Genomic DNA, 17,410 nt, shown 5'->3' with positions numbered 1-17,410 from the left:
GCTCACGCGGCGGCACCCCGCGGCTTCGGTGCGGGGGCGGCGTGCTGCCGGTCCACGTCTGCGTGCTGCCGGTCCAGGTCGGCTTCGAGCTGGTCGAGGTATCCGGCGTGCTGGTCGAGGAAGCGCTGGGCGGCGGCCATTCCGGCGGCGCGGGCGCCGGTGGTGTCCTCGTCGATGAGGCGCTCCACGTAGTGGTTGAAGTCGAGGCCACGGGCGCGTGCCGCTTCCTTGCCTGCGGCGAGCACCTCTGGCTCCAGACGTACCTGGGTCTGCTTCCGTGTGCTGCTCATGCTTGGCATGGTAGCAGGGTGGTAGCAGTGGGGGCGGTCGCACAGGAGCGGCGGAAGCAGCGCGGATGCAGCAAGGTCATAGCAAGGGGCTGGTGGCGGCGGGCCGTGTGGCAGGTTGCGGGGGGCCGGTGAGGGCGGTCGCGGGGTGTTTCGGGGGTGGGGGCCGGGGTGCGTTGACCAGCGGGTCGGGTGGTCGGTTTGCTGCTCGGCGTGGGGCGGGGCGTTCGCAGGGCCCGTTTCCTTCTCTGTCGTCGAGCGAGGAATCCGAGGAATCCGATGAAGAAACTCCTTCACCTTCCTCTTCGCAACCTTCCTCTTCTTCCGCTTCCTCTTCTGCCGTTCTCGCTGCTGCTGCTCGTGGTGGCGGGGGCGTTCGCGATCGACCCGTCCTCCGTGCGGCCGGTGGCGGCCGTGGGGGCCGTGGTGAGCGCCGGGGCGGCGCTCGTGTGCCTGATGGCCCGTAGTCCTCAAGGGCGCTGACGCGTCCGTACGACGTCGCCGGCGGACAGCGCGTGCCCGGTGCCGTCGGCGGTGCGGACGAGCAGCCTGCCCTGGTCGTCCAGGCCGGTGGCATCGCCCAAGAGCGTGGTCCCGTCGGGGAGTTCGAGCGTGACCGCGGCGCCGACGGTGGCACAGTCCGCCTCGTACGCGGCGCGCAGGCCCGAGGCCTCCGGGTCTCCCCCGGCCGCCCGCCAGGACGCCTCGGCGCGGTGCAGGTTGTGCAGGAAAGCCACGGCGAGGTCGGCGCGCGCGACCTTGGCGCCCTCCAGGGTGAGGGACGTGGTGGGTCGGTGGCCGGGAGCCTCCAGCAGACCGTCCAGTTCCTCCCGGGCATGGGCCGTGTTGAGGCCGATGCCGATCACCACACCGCCTGTGCCGGAGTCGACCGCGTCCGCCAGAATGCCCGCGCACTTCGCCTCTCCGGGGCCCACGAGGATGTCGTTGGGCCACTTCAGGCGGGTCGCCAGGCCCGTGTGCTCCGTGACGGTACGGGCGGCCGTACGGGCCGTGAGCAGCGAGAGCCACGGCAGCCGGGCCGCGGGCACGCCCTCAGGGCGGAACAGGACGCTGAGGTAGAGGCCGGCGCCGCGGGGCGAGGACCAGGTGCGGGCGAGCCGACCGCGGCCCGCGGTCTGCTCCTCGGCGAGCAGGACGGTGCGGTCCGGGGCGCCGTCGCGGGCGGCCGCGGCGAGCGCGTCGTTGGTGGACGGGACGCTCGTCAACACGTCGAGTTTGTACGGGAGTTGGAGCTCGGCCAGGCGGGCGCGGAGGGCTTCGGTGTGCAGGGGCTCGTGATTCATGACCATATCCATGACCATCCTTGACCATCCTTCTCAGTACGGAATCCGGGGTCGTACGGAAATCCGGTGTCTTACGGGATCGGGCGAAGGCCCCCGCGCGGTGTGCGCGAGGGCCTTCGGCCGGTTACGGGTGCGTCAGCCGCGTTCCTTGCCGACGCGGCGGGCGAGCAGCACGGCGACCACCGTCAGCCACAGCAGCGACAGGAACCTGCCGAGCGGCACGAGGTAGGTCAGGCTGCCGTCCTCGGGCAGCAGCATGACCACCGAGCCGAGGCAGAGCACGCCGAGCGCGACGCCCACGTACGCGAGCCAGCTCGAGAGCAGACCGGAGCGCATCAGGGCGATGCCGCCGATCGCGACGATCGGGCCGAGGCTGGTGACCACCAGGGGTCCGCCGAGTACGAAGGTGATCTGGTGCACGACGCGCAGGACCGGCTCGGCGGCCAGGGTCTCCGGGCGCTGTGCGACCCACTGGAGCACGCCGGACATGAAGAGCCCGAGTGCGGAGAACAGCCCGCCCGCGTAGACGACGAGCGCCGCCTGCGTACGCCCCGTCCGGTTGATCACCGTGGCGAACCAGGCGCTGAACCAGGCGAATACGAGGGCGGAGATGCTCAGCGCGGCCCCGGAGATGCGGGACACGTCGGCGTTGTCCTGGCGCCACTCGACGATCAGCTTCACCGGGTCGTCGGCGGCGGGGTAGGTGGTGGTGGCCAGGGCGCTGTGGAACATCAGGCCGAGGATGAAGAACAGGAAGAACACGGCGATGCTCAGGACACCGCCGTACCCCGGGGTCGACGCCTCCCCGCCGCGCTGGGGCGCGCGGTCGGGGGTCGCGGACGGGGACTGGACAGACATCTAGAAGAGCCTCCAAGGTCGTTCATTGGCGTCGTGGCTGGGGGATGGGTCAACGGTGGCTGGGGGGGGTGGATCGACGGTGGCTGGAGGTCGATCAAGGACGGGCCGGCCTGGGTTCAGGCGGCCGTGCCCACGGCCTGGATGAGGTCGGCGCGTTCCGCGCCCGGGAGCTGGGGCGGCGGACCGGAGGCGAGCACCTTGAAGACGCGCTCGGCGATCTCCGGTGAGGAGTAGAGGGTGTCGGGGGTGTCGAGGGTCATCATGACCCGCGCGACGCGGCGCCACACGGTCTGATCGGCGGCCGAAGCGGCCACGACCATACCGAAGTTGAGCGGCGGAGGACCACCAGCCGGAGGACCGCCTGCCGCACCGGGAGGACCACCCGCACCAGGAGGCGGACCCCCGACCCCAGGAGGCGGCCCACCCGCCGCACCGGGAGGACCGCCGGCCGCCGCCCCACCCCCGTGCACGGTGGCCTTCCAAAGTCCGGCCCGGGCCCGGTCGTTGGCCACGGAGTCCTCGAACCACGGTGTGAACAGGGCCTCGCTCGCCTCCGCCGCCGCCCGTGCCTGCTCCACCGTCGGCTCGGGATGCTTGGCGAGCACGTCCGCGAGCTCGTACGCGTGCGCGAGGGCGAGCGAAACGCCGCGCCCGTAGGCCGGGTTGGTGGTGCACACGGCGTCGCCGACGTGGATCAGACCGGCCACCGGGTCGGCGCCCTCGGGCAGCGTGCGCAGCATGTTGTCCAGGCCGCCCATCGCGTACACCTCGGTGATCGGCTCGCTGACGCCGTCGGCGACCCAGGGGGCGAGCAGCGGCGTGGCGCGCAGGGCCGCGGTGAACGCCTCTTCGTTGCGTACGTTCTTCAGGTCCTTGTCGCCCGGCAGGACACCGAGCGCGATGGAGAAGGTGTCGTTGTCGCCGAGGAACAGGACGCCCGTGTAGTGGTTCCACAGGCCGCCCGCGCCGAAGCCGCGGTTGAGCGGGCCCGGCGCCTGGTCGGCGAGGAGCCTGAAGTGGCGGGTGTAGTAGGTGATTTCGCAGCTCTCGCCGCGCGGCCGCGGCGCGGGCAGACCGGCTTCCTCCAGCCACTTGGTGACCGGCGAGCGGCGGCCCGCGGCGTCCACGACGAGGTCGGCCTGGATGACGGTGTCATCGTCGAGGCGTACGCCGGTGACCTGCTTCGGGTCGGTCTCGCTGTAGACGAGGTCGCGTACGGTGACGCCGCCGCGGTAGCTCACGCCGGGCTGGGCGAGCACCTCCTTGCGCAGGACCCACTCGAAGGTGGAGCGGCGGCTGGTGAGCATCCGCAGGTCCTCGTCCCCGGCCTGTACGACGTACGGCCCGAAGGTCGGCGGGGTGGAGTCCGTCAGGTGGATCTCCTTGGCGCCCGCGGCGAGCAGGGCCGACCAGATCTCGGGGGCGCGCTCCTTGAGGATGTTGCAGCCGAGCGACCCGAAGGCGTGCGAGTGGACGCCCTGCGGGACCGTGGGCCGGGTCCAGGCGTGGGCCTCGTCGAGCGTGCCGGGCACCTCTGCGGTGCGGTCCAGGATCAGGACGTTGTCGCGGCGCTGCTGTGACAGGGCCAGTGCGGTGGCCAGGCCGGCGGCGCTGCCCCCGATGATCACTGTGGTCATGCGCGGGATCTCCCGTTTCTCCTCGTAGTTGAGGTGGCGAGCCGGTCCGGTCAGTCCGTCCAGAACTCGTCCATGGCGTACTGGTCGGCGGGGTAGGTCCAGAACTCGGAGATCTTGCCGTCGATGATCCGCATGATGTTGATGAAGGGCATGTCGACCTTCTTCTCCTGGCCGGCCGGGGTCCTGCGGGCGTAGGAGGTGATCACGCGGGCGTAGGCGTAGTCGTCGCTGGCGCCGATGTCGAGGACCTTCATCGTGAGCTGGCCCTCGCAGAGTTCGAACATCTTGCCCGCGAAGTCGATGGTCGCCTGCAGGCCGCTGTGGGAGCCGGAGAGCGGGCTGCGGCCCGGGTAGTGGTGGGTGCAGTCCTGGGTCCAGTAGGAGGCGGCGGTGTCGACGTCGCCGCGGCCGAAGGCGTCGTAGACGTTCTGCATCAGCTGGATGTTGGGGTGGACGCTCATGTGTTTCTCCCTGAGTTGAGACGGTTGACGAGGGTTCGGGTCAGACGCGTGCGAGGGTGCCGACCGTCGTACGGACCGCCGCGGCGATCCGGTCGGCGCCGGGCACGTACGCGTCCTCGAGGTCGGGGCTGAACGGCACCGGGGCGTGCGGCGGGGTGACGGTCTGCACGGGGGCGCGCAGCGCGTCGAAGGCGTCGCGGGCGGCGAGCGCGGCGATGTCGCCGGTGACGGAGCAGCGCGGGCTGGCCTCGTCGGCGATGATCAGGCGGCCGGTGCGCCGTACGCTGGCGAGGATCGTCTCCTCGTCGAGCGGCGAGACGGTGCGCGGGTCGACAACCTCGCAGTCGATGCCCTCCTCGGCGAGCTGCGCCGCGGCCTCCATCGCGCGGCCCACCATCAGGCCGATGGCGACGATGGTGCAGTCGCGGCCCTCGCGGACCGTCGCGGCCTTGCCGAAGGGCACCGTGTAGGGCTCCTCGGGGACCTCGCCGGGCACGAAGTAGAGCATCTTGTGCTCGAAGAACATGACCGGGTCGTCGTCGCGGATCGCCTGGATCATCAGGCCCTTGGCGTCGTACGCGTTGGACGGCACGGCGACCTTGAGGCCGGGGATGTGCGCGAACAGCGGGTAGAGGGCCTGGGAGTGCTGGGCGCCGCGGCGCAGGCCCGCGCCCCACATGGTGCGGACGACCATGGGGAGCTTGGCGCGGCCGCCGGTCATGTAGCGGAACTTGGCGGCCTGGTTGAGGAGTTGGTCGAAGCAGACGCCCGCGAAGTCGGAGAAGAGGATGTCGGCGACGGGCCGCAGACCGGTGGCGGCGGCGCCGACGGCGGCGCCGACGAACGCGGCCTCGGTGATCGGGGTGTCGAGGATGCGGCCGGGGAACTCGAGGTGGAGTCCGGCGGTCGGGCCCCAGGCGGCGCCGAGTTCGCCGTCGCAGCCGGTGCCGCCGACGCTGTCCTCGCCGAAGAGGACCACGTTCTCGTCGCGGCGCATCTCCTGGGCGAGGCCCTCGGAGATCGCTTTCAGGTAGGGCAGGGTGCGCGCCATGTCTTCCGGCTCCTCAGTGGGACGAGTGGGACGCGTTGTCCGCGTAGGACGCGTAGACGTCGGTGGTCAGCTGGGTGCGGGGCGGCTGCGGCGCGGTGCGGGCCGCGGTGACCGCCCGGTCGATGGCCTCCTGGGCCTCGGCGTCGAGCTCGGCCAGGTCGCCGTCGGTGGCGAGTCCGGCGACGGTGAGCTGGTCGGAGAGGCGCTGCAGGCAGTCGTGGTTGGCCCACAGCTCGTCGACCTCGCCGTCGCCGCGGTACGTCTCCTTGTCGTAGCCCTCCATGTGGCCGCGCAGGCGAGGCGTACGGAATTCCAGGAGGGTGGGTCCTTCACCGGACCGGGCACGGGCGATGGCTTCGCCGGCGGCCTCGTACACGGTGGTGAAGTCGTCGCCCGCGGCGGTGACGCCGGGGATGCCGTAACCGGCGGCGCGCTCGGACACGTCGAGACCGCGCAGGTGGTAGCGGGTGCCGGTGGCCTGCGCGTAGCCGTTGTTCTCGACGACGAAGACGACGGGCAGTTCCCATACGGCGGCCAGGTTGAGGCTCTCCGTGAACGCGCCCTGGTTGGCGCCGCCGTCGCCGACGAACGCGACCGCGACGTCATCGGTGCCGCGCATCTTCGCGGTGAGCCCGGCGCCGCACACCAGGGGTGCGCCGCCGCCCGCGATGCCGTTGGCGCCGAGCATGCCGAGGTCGAAGTCGGCGATGTGCATGGAGCCGCCCTTGCCGTCGCACAGGCCGCCCTGCTTGCCGTAGATCTCCAGCATCATCGCGGTCGGGTCGCAGCCCTTGGCGAGGGCGTGGCCGTGGCCGCGGTGGGTGCTGGCGATGTGGTCCTCGGGGCGCAGGTGGGCGCAGACTCCGGCGGCGACCGCTTCCTGGCCCGTGTAGAGGTGGACGGCGCCGGGGATCTCGCCGCGGGGCACTTCTTCGTGCAGCCGCTCCTCGAACGTGCGGATGGTCCGCATCGTGCGGTAGGCGGCGAGCAGAACTTCCTTGGTGGGGCTCGGGGTTCGGACAGCCATGCGCCGTAACTCCTCAGCGTTGGGCGGTGACGTTGCTCTTGGTGGGCAAGGCTCTCTTTTGCTCTTGGTGGCCAAGGTTTTGTTCTTGGTGGCCAAGGCTCTTGAGTGGCTGAGCGTCCCGGCCGAGTTGTCCCGGTGTCGTGGGGCGCCCGTCCCGGCTGAGCAGGGAATCAGCCACCGCTTGCGGGACGTTTGCGCGGGCTTGCGGGACGCTTTCGCGGGCCCTGACAGGCGTTTCGCCGCCGTCCGTCAACGGTCTACATTCGGCCAGTGCCAGAAAGGCAATGCCGGAAAAGGCTCAGGCTCACGACAGGGGGCGAGCGTGACTGCGTTGGACGGTGCGTGCGTGGAAGAGGGTCCGATACGAGCGCCAGAAGGACAGGGCAGAGAGGGCAGACCGGGCAGAGAGGGCAGAGTTCGGGTCCTCATCGCCGAAGATCACCCGGTGTTCCGTGCCGGACTGCGGACGCTGCTCTCCGGTGACGCGCGGATCGAAGTGATCGGAGAGGCGACGACGGGCACGGCGGCACTGAGCGAATCACGCCAACTGCGCCCTGACGTCGTACTGATGGACATGGATCTGCCCGGCCTGAGCGGGGTGGAGGCGACCCGGCAGATCCTGGCCCACCGGCCCGAGACGGCGATCCTGTTCCTCACGATGATGGAGGACAACGACACGCTGCTCGCGGCGGTACGGGCGGGCGCCCGCGGCTACCTGCTCAAGGGCGCGGGCCTTACGGAGATCAGCCGGGCGATCGACCTGGTGCACTCCGGCAATGTGGTGTTCGGGACGAAGGCCGCCGCGCAGGTCGTGGACCACCTGACGAAGCCACGGCAGGCGGCGGCGGTGCCGTTCCCCGAACTGACGGAACGCGAGCGTGCGGTGCTCGAACTCATCGCGGACGGCCGCGGAAACCACACGATCGCCCGGCAGTTGGGGCTCTCGCCGAAGACGGTGCGGAACTATCTGTCGCGGATCTTTGTGAAGCTGAGTGTCTCCGACCGGACGGAGGCGGCGGTGGCTGCTCGGCGGGCCGGGCTAGGGGCTTAGGCCCGAAGTTCTGTGCCGTCAGCCGGGGCTGGGGGAACTGGGGGCTGCGCCCCCCCGCGCCCCCCCCCTTCGCCCCTGAACGGGGCTCGTCCTCAAACGCCGGACAGGCTGTGGATCACGCACTCCGCCGGCTGAACGTCCCTCAGATGCGGCCGCAGAGCGGGCTCGACCATGTCGGCGTGTACCCGTGTCCGCAGGTGCCATACGGCCGCGGGCAGCGGGCCCTCGAATTCGTACGCCACCACGGCCGTGCCGTCGGACACCAGGACGAGGCTGCCGAGGAGGTGGCCGACCGGGCGGCCGCCCTCGCCGCGTACCTCGGTGTCGATGTGTTCGGCGGTACGCAGGGCGGCGCCCGCGGCACGGTCGGCGTCGTCCTTGAGCGGGTAGAACATCGCGTGCCAGGTGGTGGTCATGACGTACTTCCCTTCGTGCCGTTGGCGACGCCTGCCTGGGCCTTGCCCGGTCCTGCCTTGCCGGGCGGCGGGCCCTGTCGCTGCTGAAGCGGGACCTCGCGCAGCGCGAGGACCGCGGCCAGGCCGAGGGCGGCGATGGGTGCCGCGGTCAGGAACACCGGGGTGAGCGCGTGCGCCAGGGCGTCCGCGACGCCGTCCCGCACGGGGGCGGCCAGGGCGCGGACCTGTTCAGGACCGGCGAGCAGCGCCTCGCTGTCGAGGCCCTTCGCCGCGTCGCCCGGCACCTCGCGCGGCAGCCAGCGGGTCAGACCGGCCGCGAAGACCGCGCCGAACACCGCCACGCCCACCGAACCGCCAAGGGAGCGGAAGAAGTTGGCGGACGCGGTGGCGGTGCCGAGGTCGCGGCGCTCGACGGCGTTCTGCACGGCGATCACCAGGACCTGCGTGACCAGGCCGAAGCCGAGGCCCATCAGCATCATGTAGAGCGTGACGGTCAGCGTGGAGCTGTCCCGGTCGAGGGTGGCGAAGAGCAGCATCGCCACGGTCATCAGGGCCATGCCGATCACCGGGTAGATCTTGTAGCGGCCCGTCTTGGTGATGACCCGGCCGGAGACGGTCGTCGCGGCGAGGCCGGTGAGCAGCATCGGGAGCAGCAGCAGCCCGGATTCGGTGGCGCCCTGGTCCTTGACGATCTGGAGATACAGCGGCAGGAACACGGTCGCCGCGAAGAACACGCAGGTGGTGGCGAACAGTCCGGCGCTGACGCAGACGACGACCCGGTCCTTCATCAGGCGCGGCGGCAGGATCGGCTCGGCGGCGCGGCGCTCCTGCCGTACGAACAGGGCGAAGAGCACCACCGTGGCGACGGCGAGGGCGAGGATCTGCCAGGACGCCCAGGCGTACTCCTGCCCGCCCCACACCGTGATGAGGAGCAGCGCACAGACCGCGCCGACGAGCAGCGCGGCGCCCGCGTAGTCCACGCGGTGCGGCGAGCGCTGCGCCGGGATGCGCAGTACGACGGCGAGGACGACGAGCGCGATCGCGCCGAGCGGCAGGTTGACGTAGAAGATCCAGCGCCAGGTCAGATGCTCGGCGAAGTAGCCGCCGAGCAGCGGCCCGACGATGCTGGCGAGCGCGAACACGCCCTGGATGTAGCCCTGGTAGCGGCCGCGCTCACGCGGCGGCACGATATCGGCGACGACCGCCATGGACATCGCCATCAGACCGCCCGCACCGATGCCCTGCAGCGCCCGGAAGGCGATCAACTGCCCCATGTCCTGGGCGAGTCCACAGGCCGCGGAGCCGACGAGGAACACGACGACCGCCGCGAGCAGGACCTGTTTGCGGCCCCGCATGTCGCCGATCTTGCCCCACAGCGGGGTGGAGGCGGTGGCGGCCAGCATGTAGGCGGTGACCACCCAGGAGAGCTGGTCGAAACCGCCGAGCGTGCCCGCCACCGTCGGCAGCGCGGTGGCCACGATGGTCTGGTCGAGCGAGGCGAGCAGCATGCTCAGGAGCAGCCCGCTGAAGATCACCATGATCTGGCGGTGGCTCGGCCCCTGCCCGGGCTCCGGCGCCTGTCCGCCGTTGTTCGTACTCATCCTTCGCTCTCCTTCTGTCGTACGTACGCGGGCGCCGAGTTGGCGGTGGCGGTGTTGGCCGAGTTGAAGGGGCAGCGGCGGGCGTGGACCACGACGGCCGCGACCATGGCGACGATGGGCACCACGGGCCAGAACCAGGTCTCCGGCAGCGCCGCCCACAGCAGCAGCAACGCGAGCGAGACGCCGGTGACCGCGGCGATCTGCGGCAGCAGCAGCGGACAGCAGCCGCCGCGCGGGTGCGGGCCGTGCCCGGCGGTGGGTGGCGCCAGGTCGGCGGTGAGCCGGGCCCGCTCCTGCGGGGTGCGGGCCGCGTACACCGCGGCGATCCGGGCATCCGCCTGCTCGATCGACAGGGTTCCCGCGGCCAGCGCGACGGCCACCGAGCGCACCGCCTGCTCGCCGTCCTGTCTGCCGTCCTGTCTGCCTTCCTGTCTGCCGTCCTGTCTGCCGTCCTGTCTGCCTTCCTGCTCGCCTTTCACGTGAGCCCCCTTCTCGTCCCGGTCGCCCCTCCGGGGCCGGTCGACGGCGTTCAGTATGGTGAGCGGCCCCCGCCCCGGCCGTCCTCGTGACGCCGTAACCGCGCGTACGCCGTGGGGAGTACGGACGTACGTACGGGCGAGGGGGCAGGGGCGGGCGCCGGGCCGGGCGCGGGGCCGGATGTCAGGGGCAGGCGGCGAGGCTTCAGGGGTACGGGCCGGGGTGTCAGGGGGCAGGCCCGACGCGACAGGGGCGTGAGGCGCCAGTTGTGCCCCCACGAGGGGCACCCACGCCCCGTATGGTCATGCTCATGCGGGCCCGCTCATCGCTCTCGCGACGCGCAGCCGTGCCGGACGCGGTGCTCGCCGTGCTGCTCACGGCCGTCACCGTGCTCGGCTCCTGGCGGGCCGAGCAGTGGCAGGTACCACCGCGCCAGGAGCTGACCTGGCTCGGGTACGCGCTCCTGGTGGCGGTCGGCGGCGCACTGGCGTGGCGGCGGACGGCACCGCTCGCGGTGTTCGCGGCGACGACGCTCGGCGGCGCCTGTTATCTGGCGCTCGGCTTTCCGCACGGCCCGGTCGTCTTCCCGCTGGGCGTCGCGGTGTTCACGGTGGCGGCCCGCCATCCGCTGCGCCGTGCGGCGCTCGCCCTCGCCGTAGCGGTCGCCACCCAGCTGTCGCTCTGGCCGACGGCCCCCGGCCCGGCCACCCATACCACCGAGGTACTCCTCCAACTCTCCGCACTCGTCTGGATCGCACTGCCCTGGTGCATCGGCGCCGTCCTGCGCGTACAGCGCGAATCCTCGACGCGGGTGCGGCGGGAGGAGGCCCGACGGCACGCCTCCGAGGAACGCCTCGACATCGCCCGCGAGGTCCACGACCTGGTCGGCCACAGCCTCTCCGTGATCAGCATGCAGGCGGGCATCGCGCTGCATGTGAGCGGCAAGGACCCGGACGCGGCCCGCACCGCACTCGCGTCCATCCGGACGACGAGCAAGGAGGCCCTGGACGAACTGCGTTCCACACTGGCGGTGTTCAGGGAACAGGAGCGGGAGCGCTCGCGGAACGGGAGCAGGAGCGGTACGCCGCACGAAGAGCCGACGGGACGAGAGCTCACCCGCCTCGGCACGCTCGCAGCACGCATGACGGACAGCGGCCTACGCGTGGACTGCCGGATCGACGACGTCCTGGAGTCCGAGGAACTGCCCGCAATGGTGGACCGAGCCGCGTACCGCATCGTCCAAGAGGCACTGACAAACGTCCTGCGCCACTCCGACGCCGACCGGGCCCACGTCCACGTCACCCGCACAGAAGCCGGACTCGACATCGAGGTCACCGACGAGGGCCGCCCACGGGCGCCGGTCGGCCCACCGGCGGCGGGCAGCGGCTTCGGGCTCGTCGGCATGCGGGAACGCTGCGCCGCACTCGGCGGCACCCTGGAGTACGGGCCACGCGGCCCCGACGGCGCCCCCGGCTTCCACGTACACGCATACCTACCTCTGGGGGAAACCGGACGATGATCCGTATCGCGATCGCCGACGACCAGAAGCTGGTCCGGCTCGGGCTGCGCACGCTGATCGAGGCCGAGCAGGACCTGGAGCTCGTCGGGGAGGCGTCGGACGGCCGCCAGGCCCTGGAGCTGCTCCGCTCGGTCCGCCCCGATCTGCTGCTTCTCGACATCCGGATGCCGGAGATGGACGGCCTCGAGGCGCTGCGTGAAATCACCGCGTCGCCGCAGACGTCCGGGACCAAGGTGATCGTCCTGACCACCTTCGAGCTGGACGACTATGTCTTCGAGGCGCTCCAGGCGGGGGCGAGCGGGTTCCTCGTCAAGGACGCCGAGCCGCAGGAACTCCTGCATGCGGTACGGGTGGTGGCGCGCGGCGACTCGCTGCTCTCCCCCACGGTGACCCGGCGGGTGATCGGGGAGTTCGTCAGCCGGCGCTTTCAGCGGGCGACGCCGCACAAGCTGCTCGGAACGCTCACGGAGCGGGAGCGGGAGATGGTGGCGTGGGTGGCCACGGGTCTGTCGAACGACGAGATCGCGGAGAAGCTGTTCATCTCGTCGGCGACGGTGCGTACGCATGTGAGCCGCGCGATGGTGAAGCTTCAGGCGCGTGATCGGGCCCAGCTCGTCGTGTTCGCCTTTCAGTCGGGGATCGCGCTCCCGGAGGGGCAGGAGCCGACGTTGCCGTAATGGGTCGGATCGACTCCCCGCTCAGGCCCCTTCCATCGCCCCACTCAAGCCCCTTCTATCGCCCACAGCGGCGAAGTGACCGCTCCCCGGAGGGTTTTGGCGCGGAGGGATTCCATGCCGAGGTGGAGAGCGGTGGCGCCGTGGGCGTAGGCGTGCTCGATGGGGAGGTAGTAGACGAGGTTGAAGTACTCGTGGGCGCCGCGCAGTTGGGCGTAGTCGTAGCCGGTGGCGCGGAGCCAGACGGTGCCCGCGTGGCGGTAGTGGAGGCTGAAGGCGACCATGCGGTCTCCGGCGTACGCGGCGTGGACGGTTCCGGTGTCGGCCATGCCGTCGGCCTGGTCGCGCAGGAGGCGGGCCATGGCGGCGGGGTCGGCGGGGTGGCCGTGGCGTTCCTGGAGTTGGGCGAGGAGTGCGCCTGCGGTGTCGGCGCATGCGGAGAGCCGTAGGGTGCGGAGTTCGTATCCCGCTTCGGCGAAGGCTCGGCGTTCGCGGCGGATGGTGACGCGTCGCTTGGAGGGCAGGGCGGCGAGATAGTCGTCGAAGGTGCTGCCGGGCAGCGGGATGTGGGCGTCCTGGCTCAGCCGCACAGGCTCGGTGCCGGTGCCGCAGGCTTCGGCGAGTTCGGTGGCGGCCGTGTCGGTGACGTAGAGCCACCAGGGCTGTGCCTGGTGGGCGGTGGCGAGGGTGCGGGCGGCCGCCACGAGGTGGGTGAGTGCTGCGCGCCGCTGGTCGGGGGTGAGGCGGGGGTGGAGGAGGGGGGCGTTGAGGTAGCCGCGGCGGGCTCCGGCGAGCAGGGTTCTGGCGGGTGTGCGGTCGGGGATGAGTTCGTGCACGCGGTAGAGGGTGTTGGGTTCGGTGTCGACCAGGTACAGCGGTGCGGCGGCGATGAGGTGGCCCTCGTCGTGGACCATGGCGTAGCGGGCCTGTGCGGTGGGGTCGTGCTGCCCCGCGGCGAGCCACTGGTGCGAGAGGTAGAGACCGGCCGGGGTGGCGAGGGTGTCCCATGCGGTGGCGGGGATGTCCCTGATGTCGTGGCTGAGGGTGGGGTTCACGGCTGGGGTTTCTCCCGGTCGGGCGGGGCGTGGGCGTGGGCTGGGGCGAGGGCGTGGGCTGCGGGGACGGCGAGCAGGCTGAGGGAGGCGAGGAGCAGCCAGGGCAGGACGGGCTGTTGGCTCAGGAGCGCGGTGAGGACGACGGGTGCCGCGGCGCCGCCGATGGACCAGGACAGTTGGAAGGCGGCCTGGTGGCGGCCGTTGGCCCGGGCGGGGGCCAGGGCGACGGAGAGTTCGTTGAGCGCGGGAGAGCTGAGGATCTCCGAGAGGGTGAACAGGAGCATCGCCGCGACCAGGACGGTGGCGACGGTCCAGGCGGGTGCGCCCGTCCAGGCGAGGGGGGCGGCGAAGAGGGCGAAGGAGGCGGCGCCGATGAGGAATCCGGCCGCGATCGCGCGGTGCGGGCGGTGGCGGGCCGCGCGGCGGGTGAGGGCGGGGGTGAGGGCGGCGACGGCGGCGGTGTTGACGACCAGGAGGGTGCCGGGGATCCACGCGCCCGCGTGCAGTGTGTCGGTGACGTATACGGCGAGCAGGACCGGCGGCACCATCTGCGCGAGGACGAAGCCCAGGTTGGCGGCGACGAGCAGGAGGTAGCGGCCGTCGCGGAGCACGGCCGACCAGCTGCCGCGCCGGGGCGGGCGGCCGCCGCTGTCGTCCGGTCGGCCGGGCTCGTCCGTGCCGCCGCTGTCGTGCGGTCCGCCACTGTCGTCCGTGCCGCCGCTGTCGTCCGGCGCGGCCGGGTTTCGGGCGGGCTTCCAGGTGAGGAACAGCAGCGCCGCGCACAGGAACGTGCCCGCGTTCGCGGCGATGAGCACGTACAGGCTGTCCGGGCCGAACAGGGCCAGGGCGACGGCGGAGACGGCGGCGCCCGCGCCGATGCCGAGGTTGCGCAGGGACGAGATGAACCCGAACCACAGGCGCTCCTCGCCGGGCACGCAGGCGAGCGGCACCAGGTTGCGGGCGGCCGTCCAGTACAGGTTGATCCCGGCCTGGATGACGAGGTAGGCGAGGCTGATCTGCCAGGCGGAGCGGACCACGAGGAAGACCGTGAACCCGGCGGCACAGACGAGGTTGGCGGCCGCGACGACCGCTTTCGGACCGTAGCGGTCGAGGAGTGTCCCGCCGAGTGCGGGGGCGGGCAGCGCGAGCAGGTTCCCCAGCGTGAGCGCCGCGCCGATCTCCGCGAGGGAGAGGGGGGTGGCGTGGCTGAGGTAGACGACGGTGAAGGCGTACATGAGCCCGGTGCCGAGGCTGTCGACCGCGTGAGCGGCGACGAAGCGGCCCGCTCCGGTGAGCACGGGCAGCCCTGCCTTGGCCATGGGCCCGCGGCGCCCCGCCCGGCCGCCGTCGTCGGCGCGACGGCGTGCCGCTCGCCTGCCGGTGCGGATGCTCACCGGTTCGCGGGGGTCAGGAGGCGGCGGATCTTGTCGAGCATGGGGGCCGCGATGAAGCCGGTCTGCGCGGACAGTTCGGTGAGTTCCTTCACCACACGCCGCTCGTCGCCCAGGTCCACGGTGAACGTGAGGATTCCGCCGTGGTCGTGGCCGTCGACGATCAGGTCGTGGCAGGTGACGAGGTCGATACGGGCGCGGAGTTCGGCGAGCAGCGCGGGCGTGGGGTTCGCGGTGAGGCATTCGATCGCGTAGCGATCGGAGGGAGCGCACGCCTCGCCGCCGGTTCGGGTCGGCCAGGTGCCGTTCAGGATGTCGAGGAGGGCGACGAAGGTGTTGAGCCCACCGGCGGCGATGGACAGCGTGGTGGCGCCGCCGATCCGGGGGTTGATCTCCAGGACGTGGTAGACGCCGTCGGCATGGATCATGTCGACGTTGACGGACCCCTCGACCCCGAGTTCCGTGCACAGGTCCACCAGGCGCCGCGCGGTGGGCCGGAAGTCGTCGTCCCGGGTGGGGTCGGCGTACCGCAGGTCTTCGAAGGTGAACGCGGGCGGGCCTCCCGCGGTGCCGGTCCGGATGAGCGGCAGGACGGTGTAGTGGCCCCCGGCGCCGACGATGTCGACCGAACAGAGCTGTCCGCGGACGCACTTCTCCAGGACCGCGTGTGCCGCCGGGCGGGCGGCCAGGTAGCTCTCGAGGGCGCCCGGATCGGGAACGAACTCGATGCCCATGCTGGTGGAGTCCCACAGCGGCTTGGCCAGGAGGGGATAGCCGAGGTCCTGAGCGGCGAGGCGGACGGCGTCCGGGTAGGCCGGGACGGGCAGCGCCCGGCCGCTCAGGAGGTCGCTGTCGACGAGGACGGCGGGCGGGGTGGTGAGGCCGTGTGCGGTCAGGACCCGTTTGGTCTCCCACTTGTCGCACAGGACGCGCGTGGCGGCGAGGGGGGTCATGACGGTGCGGATGCCGAGGGCTTCGAGCTTGGTCTTGACGACGGCGTCGCGCAGGGCGTTCTCGTCCGGCAGGGAGATCGCCACGGCGGCATCGGCGCCCCAGGCGCGTATCCGCTCCACGAATTCGTCCGGCGTCGCGGCACGGTCGAGCCGCTCGCTCGTACCCGGGAACAGGTCGGGGCCGCAGTCACCGCTGGTGTGGAAGAGGCGGGCCTCGGCACCGAGCCGCTCCAGGACGGGGGCGATGCCGTGGATGTACGGGTCGGCCCGCTGGATGTGCACGGACCTGAGGAAGGCGATGCGCTGCATGTCAGTTCACTTCTATGCGGGTGTGGGCCAGTACGTGTGCGGCGTCGGCGTTGGCCTGGCCCGGAGTGGGGGCGGTGAGGACGAGGTGGCCGATGCGGGCCGAGTTGTCGTGGGCGCTGCCGACGGCGGCGCCGGGCGGGGTGGTGATGTGCTGGTCGACCAGGCCGCCGTGTTGGCCGAGGATGGTCACCCCCTGGAAGGTGCCTGCGCGCGGCGGGGTGAGGAACCGGATCGCGCACGCGCCCTCCCGGGGCGCGGGAACGTCCGGCTTCTCGTCCAGGACGGCCTGGAGGTAGGCCCGGGCTTCGTCGATGCCGGAGGCACGGCGTACGACGTCCACAAGGTGGTCTCCGGGCAGGCGGGCGCCCACCTCGATGACGACGGGGCCCGCCTCGGGCGAGATCTTGAGTTCGGTGTGGGCGACTCCGTTGCGGATGCCGAGCGCCTTCAGGGCCCGTTCGGTGGCCGCCCGCAGGTCGCGGAGGTCGGCGGGCGGCAGTTCGGCGGGGCAGGTGTGACCGGTCTCGGCCCGGTAGACGCCGCCGGTGGTGTGCTTCTCGACCACGGGCAGGTGGAAGTACTCGTCGCGCCGGACCACGGTGTCGAGGCTGAACTCGGGTCCGGGGATGTACTCCTGGACGACGACCCTCTGGTCCATGGGCAGCCCGTGCGGGGCGGCGATCGGCCAGGACTGGGCGTGCCGTACGGCGGCGTCGAGCTCTTCGGGGCTCTTGACCACGCTGACGCCCCAGGAGCCGCCCTGCTCGGCCGGTTTGACGACGACCGGGAACGTAATGCCGGCGTAGTCGAGGACACGCGCCGCCGCCCCGGCCGTACGCACGCTGATCGTTCGGGGAGCCGGGACCTGGCCCGCCGAGAAGGCCTCGGCCATCGCCGCCTTGTTCCGGCACGCGTGGGCGCGCCGCGGGTCGTTGCCGGGCAGCCCGAGGCACTGGGCCAGGTGCGCGACGAGCGGGGTGAAGAACTCCCAGCAGCCGGCCACCGCGTCGATCCGCGTCGTCCCGGCGAACGCGGCCAGCTCCGCCAACGCCCGGTCCGGGTCGGTGAGGTCGGTGAATACGGTGCCGTGGATCTGATCGCGCAGCGCCTCGGGATAGCTCTCGTAGACGTCCTCGTGGGTGGCGACGTAGACATGCGCTCCGAGTGCCCGGGCGGCATCCAGGAGATAGGGGCCCGAGTTTGCGAGTGCTTCGATCAGCAGGATGTTCTTCACGCAGCGCAGTAGACCGCACCGGCCGGGGCACGGCCATGAACGTAACCACCAGAGCACGGCGTTGATTTCGCGACCACGCTTGTAGCAAGCTCCAGCCGCCGACCC

At 71.6% G+C, this 17,410-nt stretch carries 18 protein-coding genes; 4 read left to right on the top strand and 14 right to left on the bottom strand.

The annotated features are described in order from the left end of the window. Positions 1–2: 2 nt before the first annotated feature. On the bottom strand, positions 3–290 hold the full coding sequence (locus tag ACWD10_RS29700) for a hypothetical protein (RefSeq protein WP_451096426.1): 288 nt from the start codon (positions 288–290) through the stop codon (positions 3–5). Positions 291–566: 276 nt separating this feature from the next. Between ACWD10_RS29700 and ACWD10_RS29695 the strand changes: the two genes are divergently transcribed. Further along, positions 567–770 carry a hypothetical protein gene (locus ACWD10_RS29695; protein WP_451096424.1) on the top strand — a complete coding sequence of 68 codons (204 nt, stop codon included), beginning with the start codon at positions 567–569 and terminating at the stop codon, positions 768–770. Here ACWD10_RS29695 and ACWD10_RS29690 read toward each other — a convergent pair. The 6 genes from ACWD10_RS29690 to ACWD10_RS29665 form a co-directional block, all read right to left on the bottom strand. Next, complete coding sequence (locus ACWD10_RS29690) at positions 758–1,591, bottom strand: biotin--[acetyl-CoA-carboxylase] ligase (RefSeq protein ID WP_451096422.1); 834 nt, start codon at positions 1,589–1,591, stop codon at positions 758–760. The genes ACWD10_RS29695 and ACWD10_RS29690 overlap by 13 nt on opposite strands. A gap of 135 nt (positions 1,592–1,726) precedes the next feature. Further along, complete coding sequence (locus tag ACWD10_RS29685; RefSeq protein WP_451096420.1) at positions 1,727–2,449, bottom strand: hypothetical protein; 723 nt, start codon at positions 2,447–2,449, stop codon at positions 1,727–1,729. A gap of 116 nt (positions 2,450–2,565) precedes the next feature. After that, positions 2,566–4,086, bottom strand: a complete 1,521-nt coding sequence (locus tag ACWD10_RS29680; protein WP_451096418.1) for an NAD(P)/FAD-dependent oxidoreductase — start codon at positions 4,084–4,086, stop codon at positions 2,566–2,568. Between the two features lie 50 nt (positions 4,087–4,136). Then, positions 4,137–4,547 (bottom strand): nuclear transport factor 2 family protein, encoded by a 411-nt coding sequence (locus ACWD10_RS29675; protein ID WP_451096416.1) that lies wholly within the window; start codon positions 4,545–4,547, stop codon positions 4,137–4,139. Positions 4,548–4,587: 40 nt separating this feature from the next. Continuing rightward, the gene (locus tag ACWD10_RS29670; protein WP_451096414.1) at positions 4,588–5,598 is read right to left on the bottom strand and encodes an alpha-ketoacid dehydrogenase subunit beta; all 1,011 of its coding nucleotides are present in this window, start codon (positions 5,596–5,598) and stop codon (positions 4,588–4,590) included. 13 nt (positions 5,599–5,611) lie between these two features. Then, positions 5,612–6,625 (bottom strand): thiamine pyrophosphate-dependent dehydrogenase E1 component subunit alpha, encoded by a 1,014-nt coding sequence (locus ACWD10_RS29665; protein WP_451096412.1) that lies wholly within the window; start codon positions 6,623–6,625, stop codon positions 5,612–5,614. Between the two features lie 361 nt (positions 6,626–6,986). Here ACWD10_RS29665 and ACWD10_RS29660 point away from each other — a divergent pair, with 361 nt between their 5' ends. Then, entirely contained in the window at positions 6,987–7,676 is a 690-nt protein-coding gene (locus tag ACWD10_RS29660; RefSeq protein WP_451096507.1) for a response regulator, read from the top strand. 92 nt (positions 7,677–7,768) lie between these two features. Here ACWD10_RS29660 and ACWD10_RS29655 read toward each other — a convergent pair whose 3' ends face one another. From ACWD10_RS29655 to ACWD10_RS29645, 3 genes are read right to left on the bottom strand one after another with little or no spacing between them, the layout of a single operon-like run. Then, complete coding sequence (locus ACWD10_RS29655; RefSeq protein ID WP_451096410.1) at positions 7,769–8,092, bottom strand: SchA/CurD-like domain-containing protein; 324 nt, start codon at positions 8,090–8,092, stop codon at positions 7,769–7,771. Continuing rightward, positions 8,089–9,693 (bottom strand): MDR family MFS transporter, encoded by a 1,605-nt coding sequence (locus tag ACWD10_RS29650; protein WP_451096408.1) that lies wholly within the window; start codon positions 9,691–9,693, stop codon positions 8,089–8,091. The genes ACWD10_RS29655 and ACWD10_RS29650 overlap by 4 nt, the downstream gene beginning before the upstream one ends. Then, the gene (locus ACWD10_RS29645; RefSeq protein ID WP_451096406.1) at positions 9,690–10,172 is read right to left on the bottom strand and encodes a DUF1707 domain-containing protein; all 483 of its coding nucleotides are present in this window, start codon (positions 10,170–10,172) and stop codon (positions 9,690–9,692) included. The genes ACWD10_RS29650 and ACWD10_RS29645 overlap by 4 nt, the downstream gene beginning before the upstream one ends. A 308-nt stretch (positions 10,173–10,480) precedes the next feature. Between ACWD10_RS29645 and ACWD10_RS29640 the strand changes: the two genes are divergently transcribed. After that, positions 10,481–11,689, top strand: a complete 1,209-nt coding sequence (locus ACWD10_RS29640) for a sensor histidine kinase (protein ID WP_451096403.1) — start codon at positions 10,481–10,483, stop codon at positions 11,687–11,689. Beyond that, the gene (locus tag ACWD10_RS29635; RefSeq protein ID WP_451096401.1) at positions 11,686–12,366 is read left to right on the top strand and encodes a response regulator; all 681 of its coding nucleotides are present in this window, start codon (positions 11,686–11,688) and stop codon (positions 12,364–12,366) included. The genes ACWD10_RS29640 and ACWD10_RS29635 overlap by 4 nt, the downstream gene beginning before the upstream one ends. A 44-nt stretch (positions 12,367–12,410) precedes the next feature. Here ACWD10_RS29635 and ACWD10_RS29630 read toward each other — a convergent pair whose 3' ends face one another. Genes ACWD10_RS29630 through ACWD10_RS29615 form a run of 4 tightly spaced genes read right to left on the bottom strand, consistent with a single transcriptional unit; the run spans position 12,411 to position 17,305 of the window. Beyond that, the gene (locus ACWD10_RS29630) at positions 12,411–13,418 is read right to left on the bottom strand and encodes a GNAT family N-acetyltransferase (RefSeq protein WP_451096399.1); all 1,008 of its coding nucleotides are present in this window, start codon (positions 13,416–13,418) and stop codon (positions 12,411–12,413) included. Further along, the gene (locus ACWD10_RS29625; RefSeq protein WP_451096397.1) at positions 13,415–14,812 is read right to left on the bottom strand and encodes an MFS transporter; all 1,398 of its coding nucleotides are present in this window, start codon (positions 14,810–14,812) and stop codon (positions 13,415–13,417) included. The genes ACWD10_RS29630 and ACWD10_RS29625 overlap by 4 nt, the downstream gene beginning before the upstream one ends. Further along, positions 14,809–16,071 (bottom strand): ATP-grasp domain-containing protein, encoded by a 1,263-nt coding sequence (locus ACWD10_RS29620; RefSeq protein ID WP_451096395.1) that lies wholly within the window; start codon positions 16,069–16,071, stop codon positions 14,809–14,811. The genes ACWD10_RS29625 and ACWD10_RS29620 overlap by 4 nt, the downstream gene beginning before the upstream one ends. Position 16,072: 1 nt before the next feature. Further along, positions 16,073–17,305, bottom strand: coding sequence for an ATP-grasp domain-containing protein (locus ACWD10_RS29615; RefSeq protein ID WP_451096393.1), 1,233 nt, complete (start codon positions 17,303–17,305; stop codon positions 16,073–16,075). Positions 17,306–17,410: the final 105 nt, after the last annotated feature.

The sequence above is a fragment of the Streptomyces sp. NPDC002851 genome, from assembly GCF_053591935.1.
This window is presented reverse-complemented; position numbering and strand designations above follow the sequence as displayed.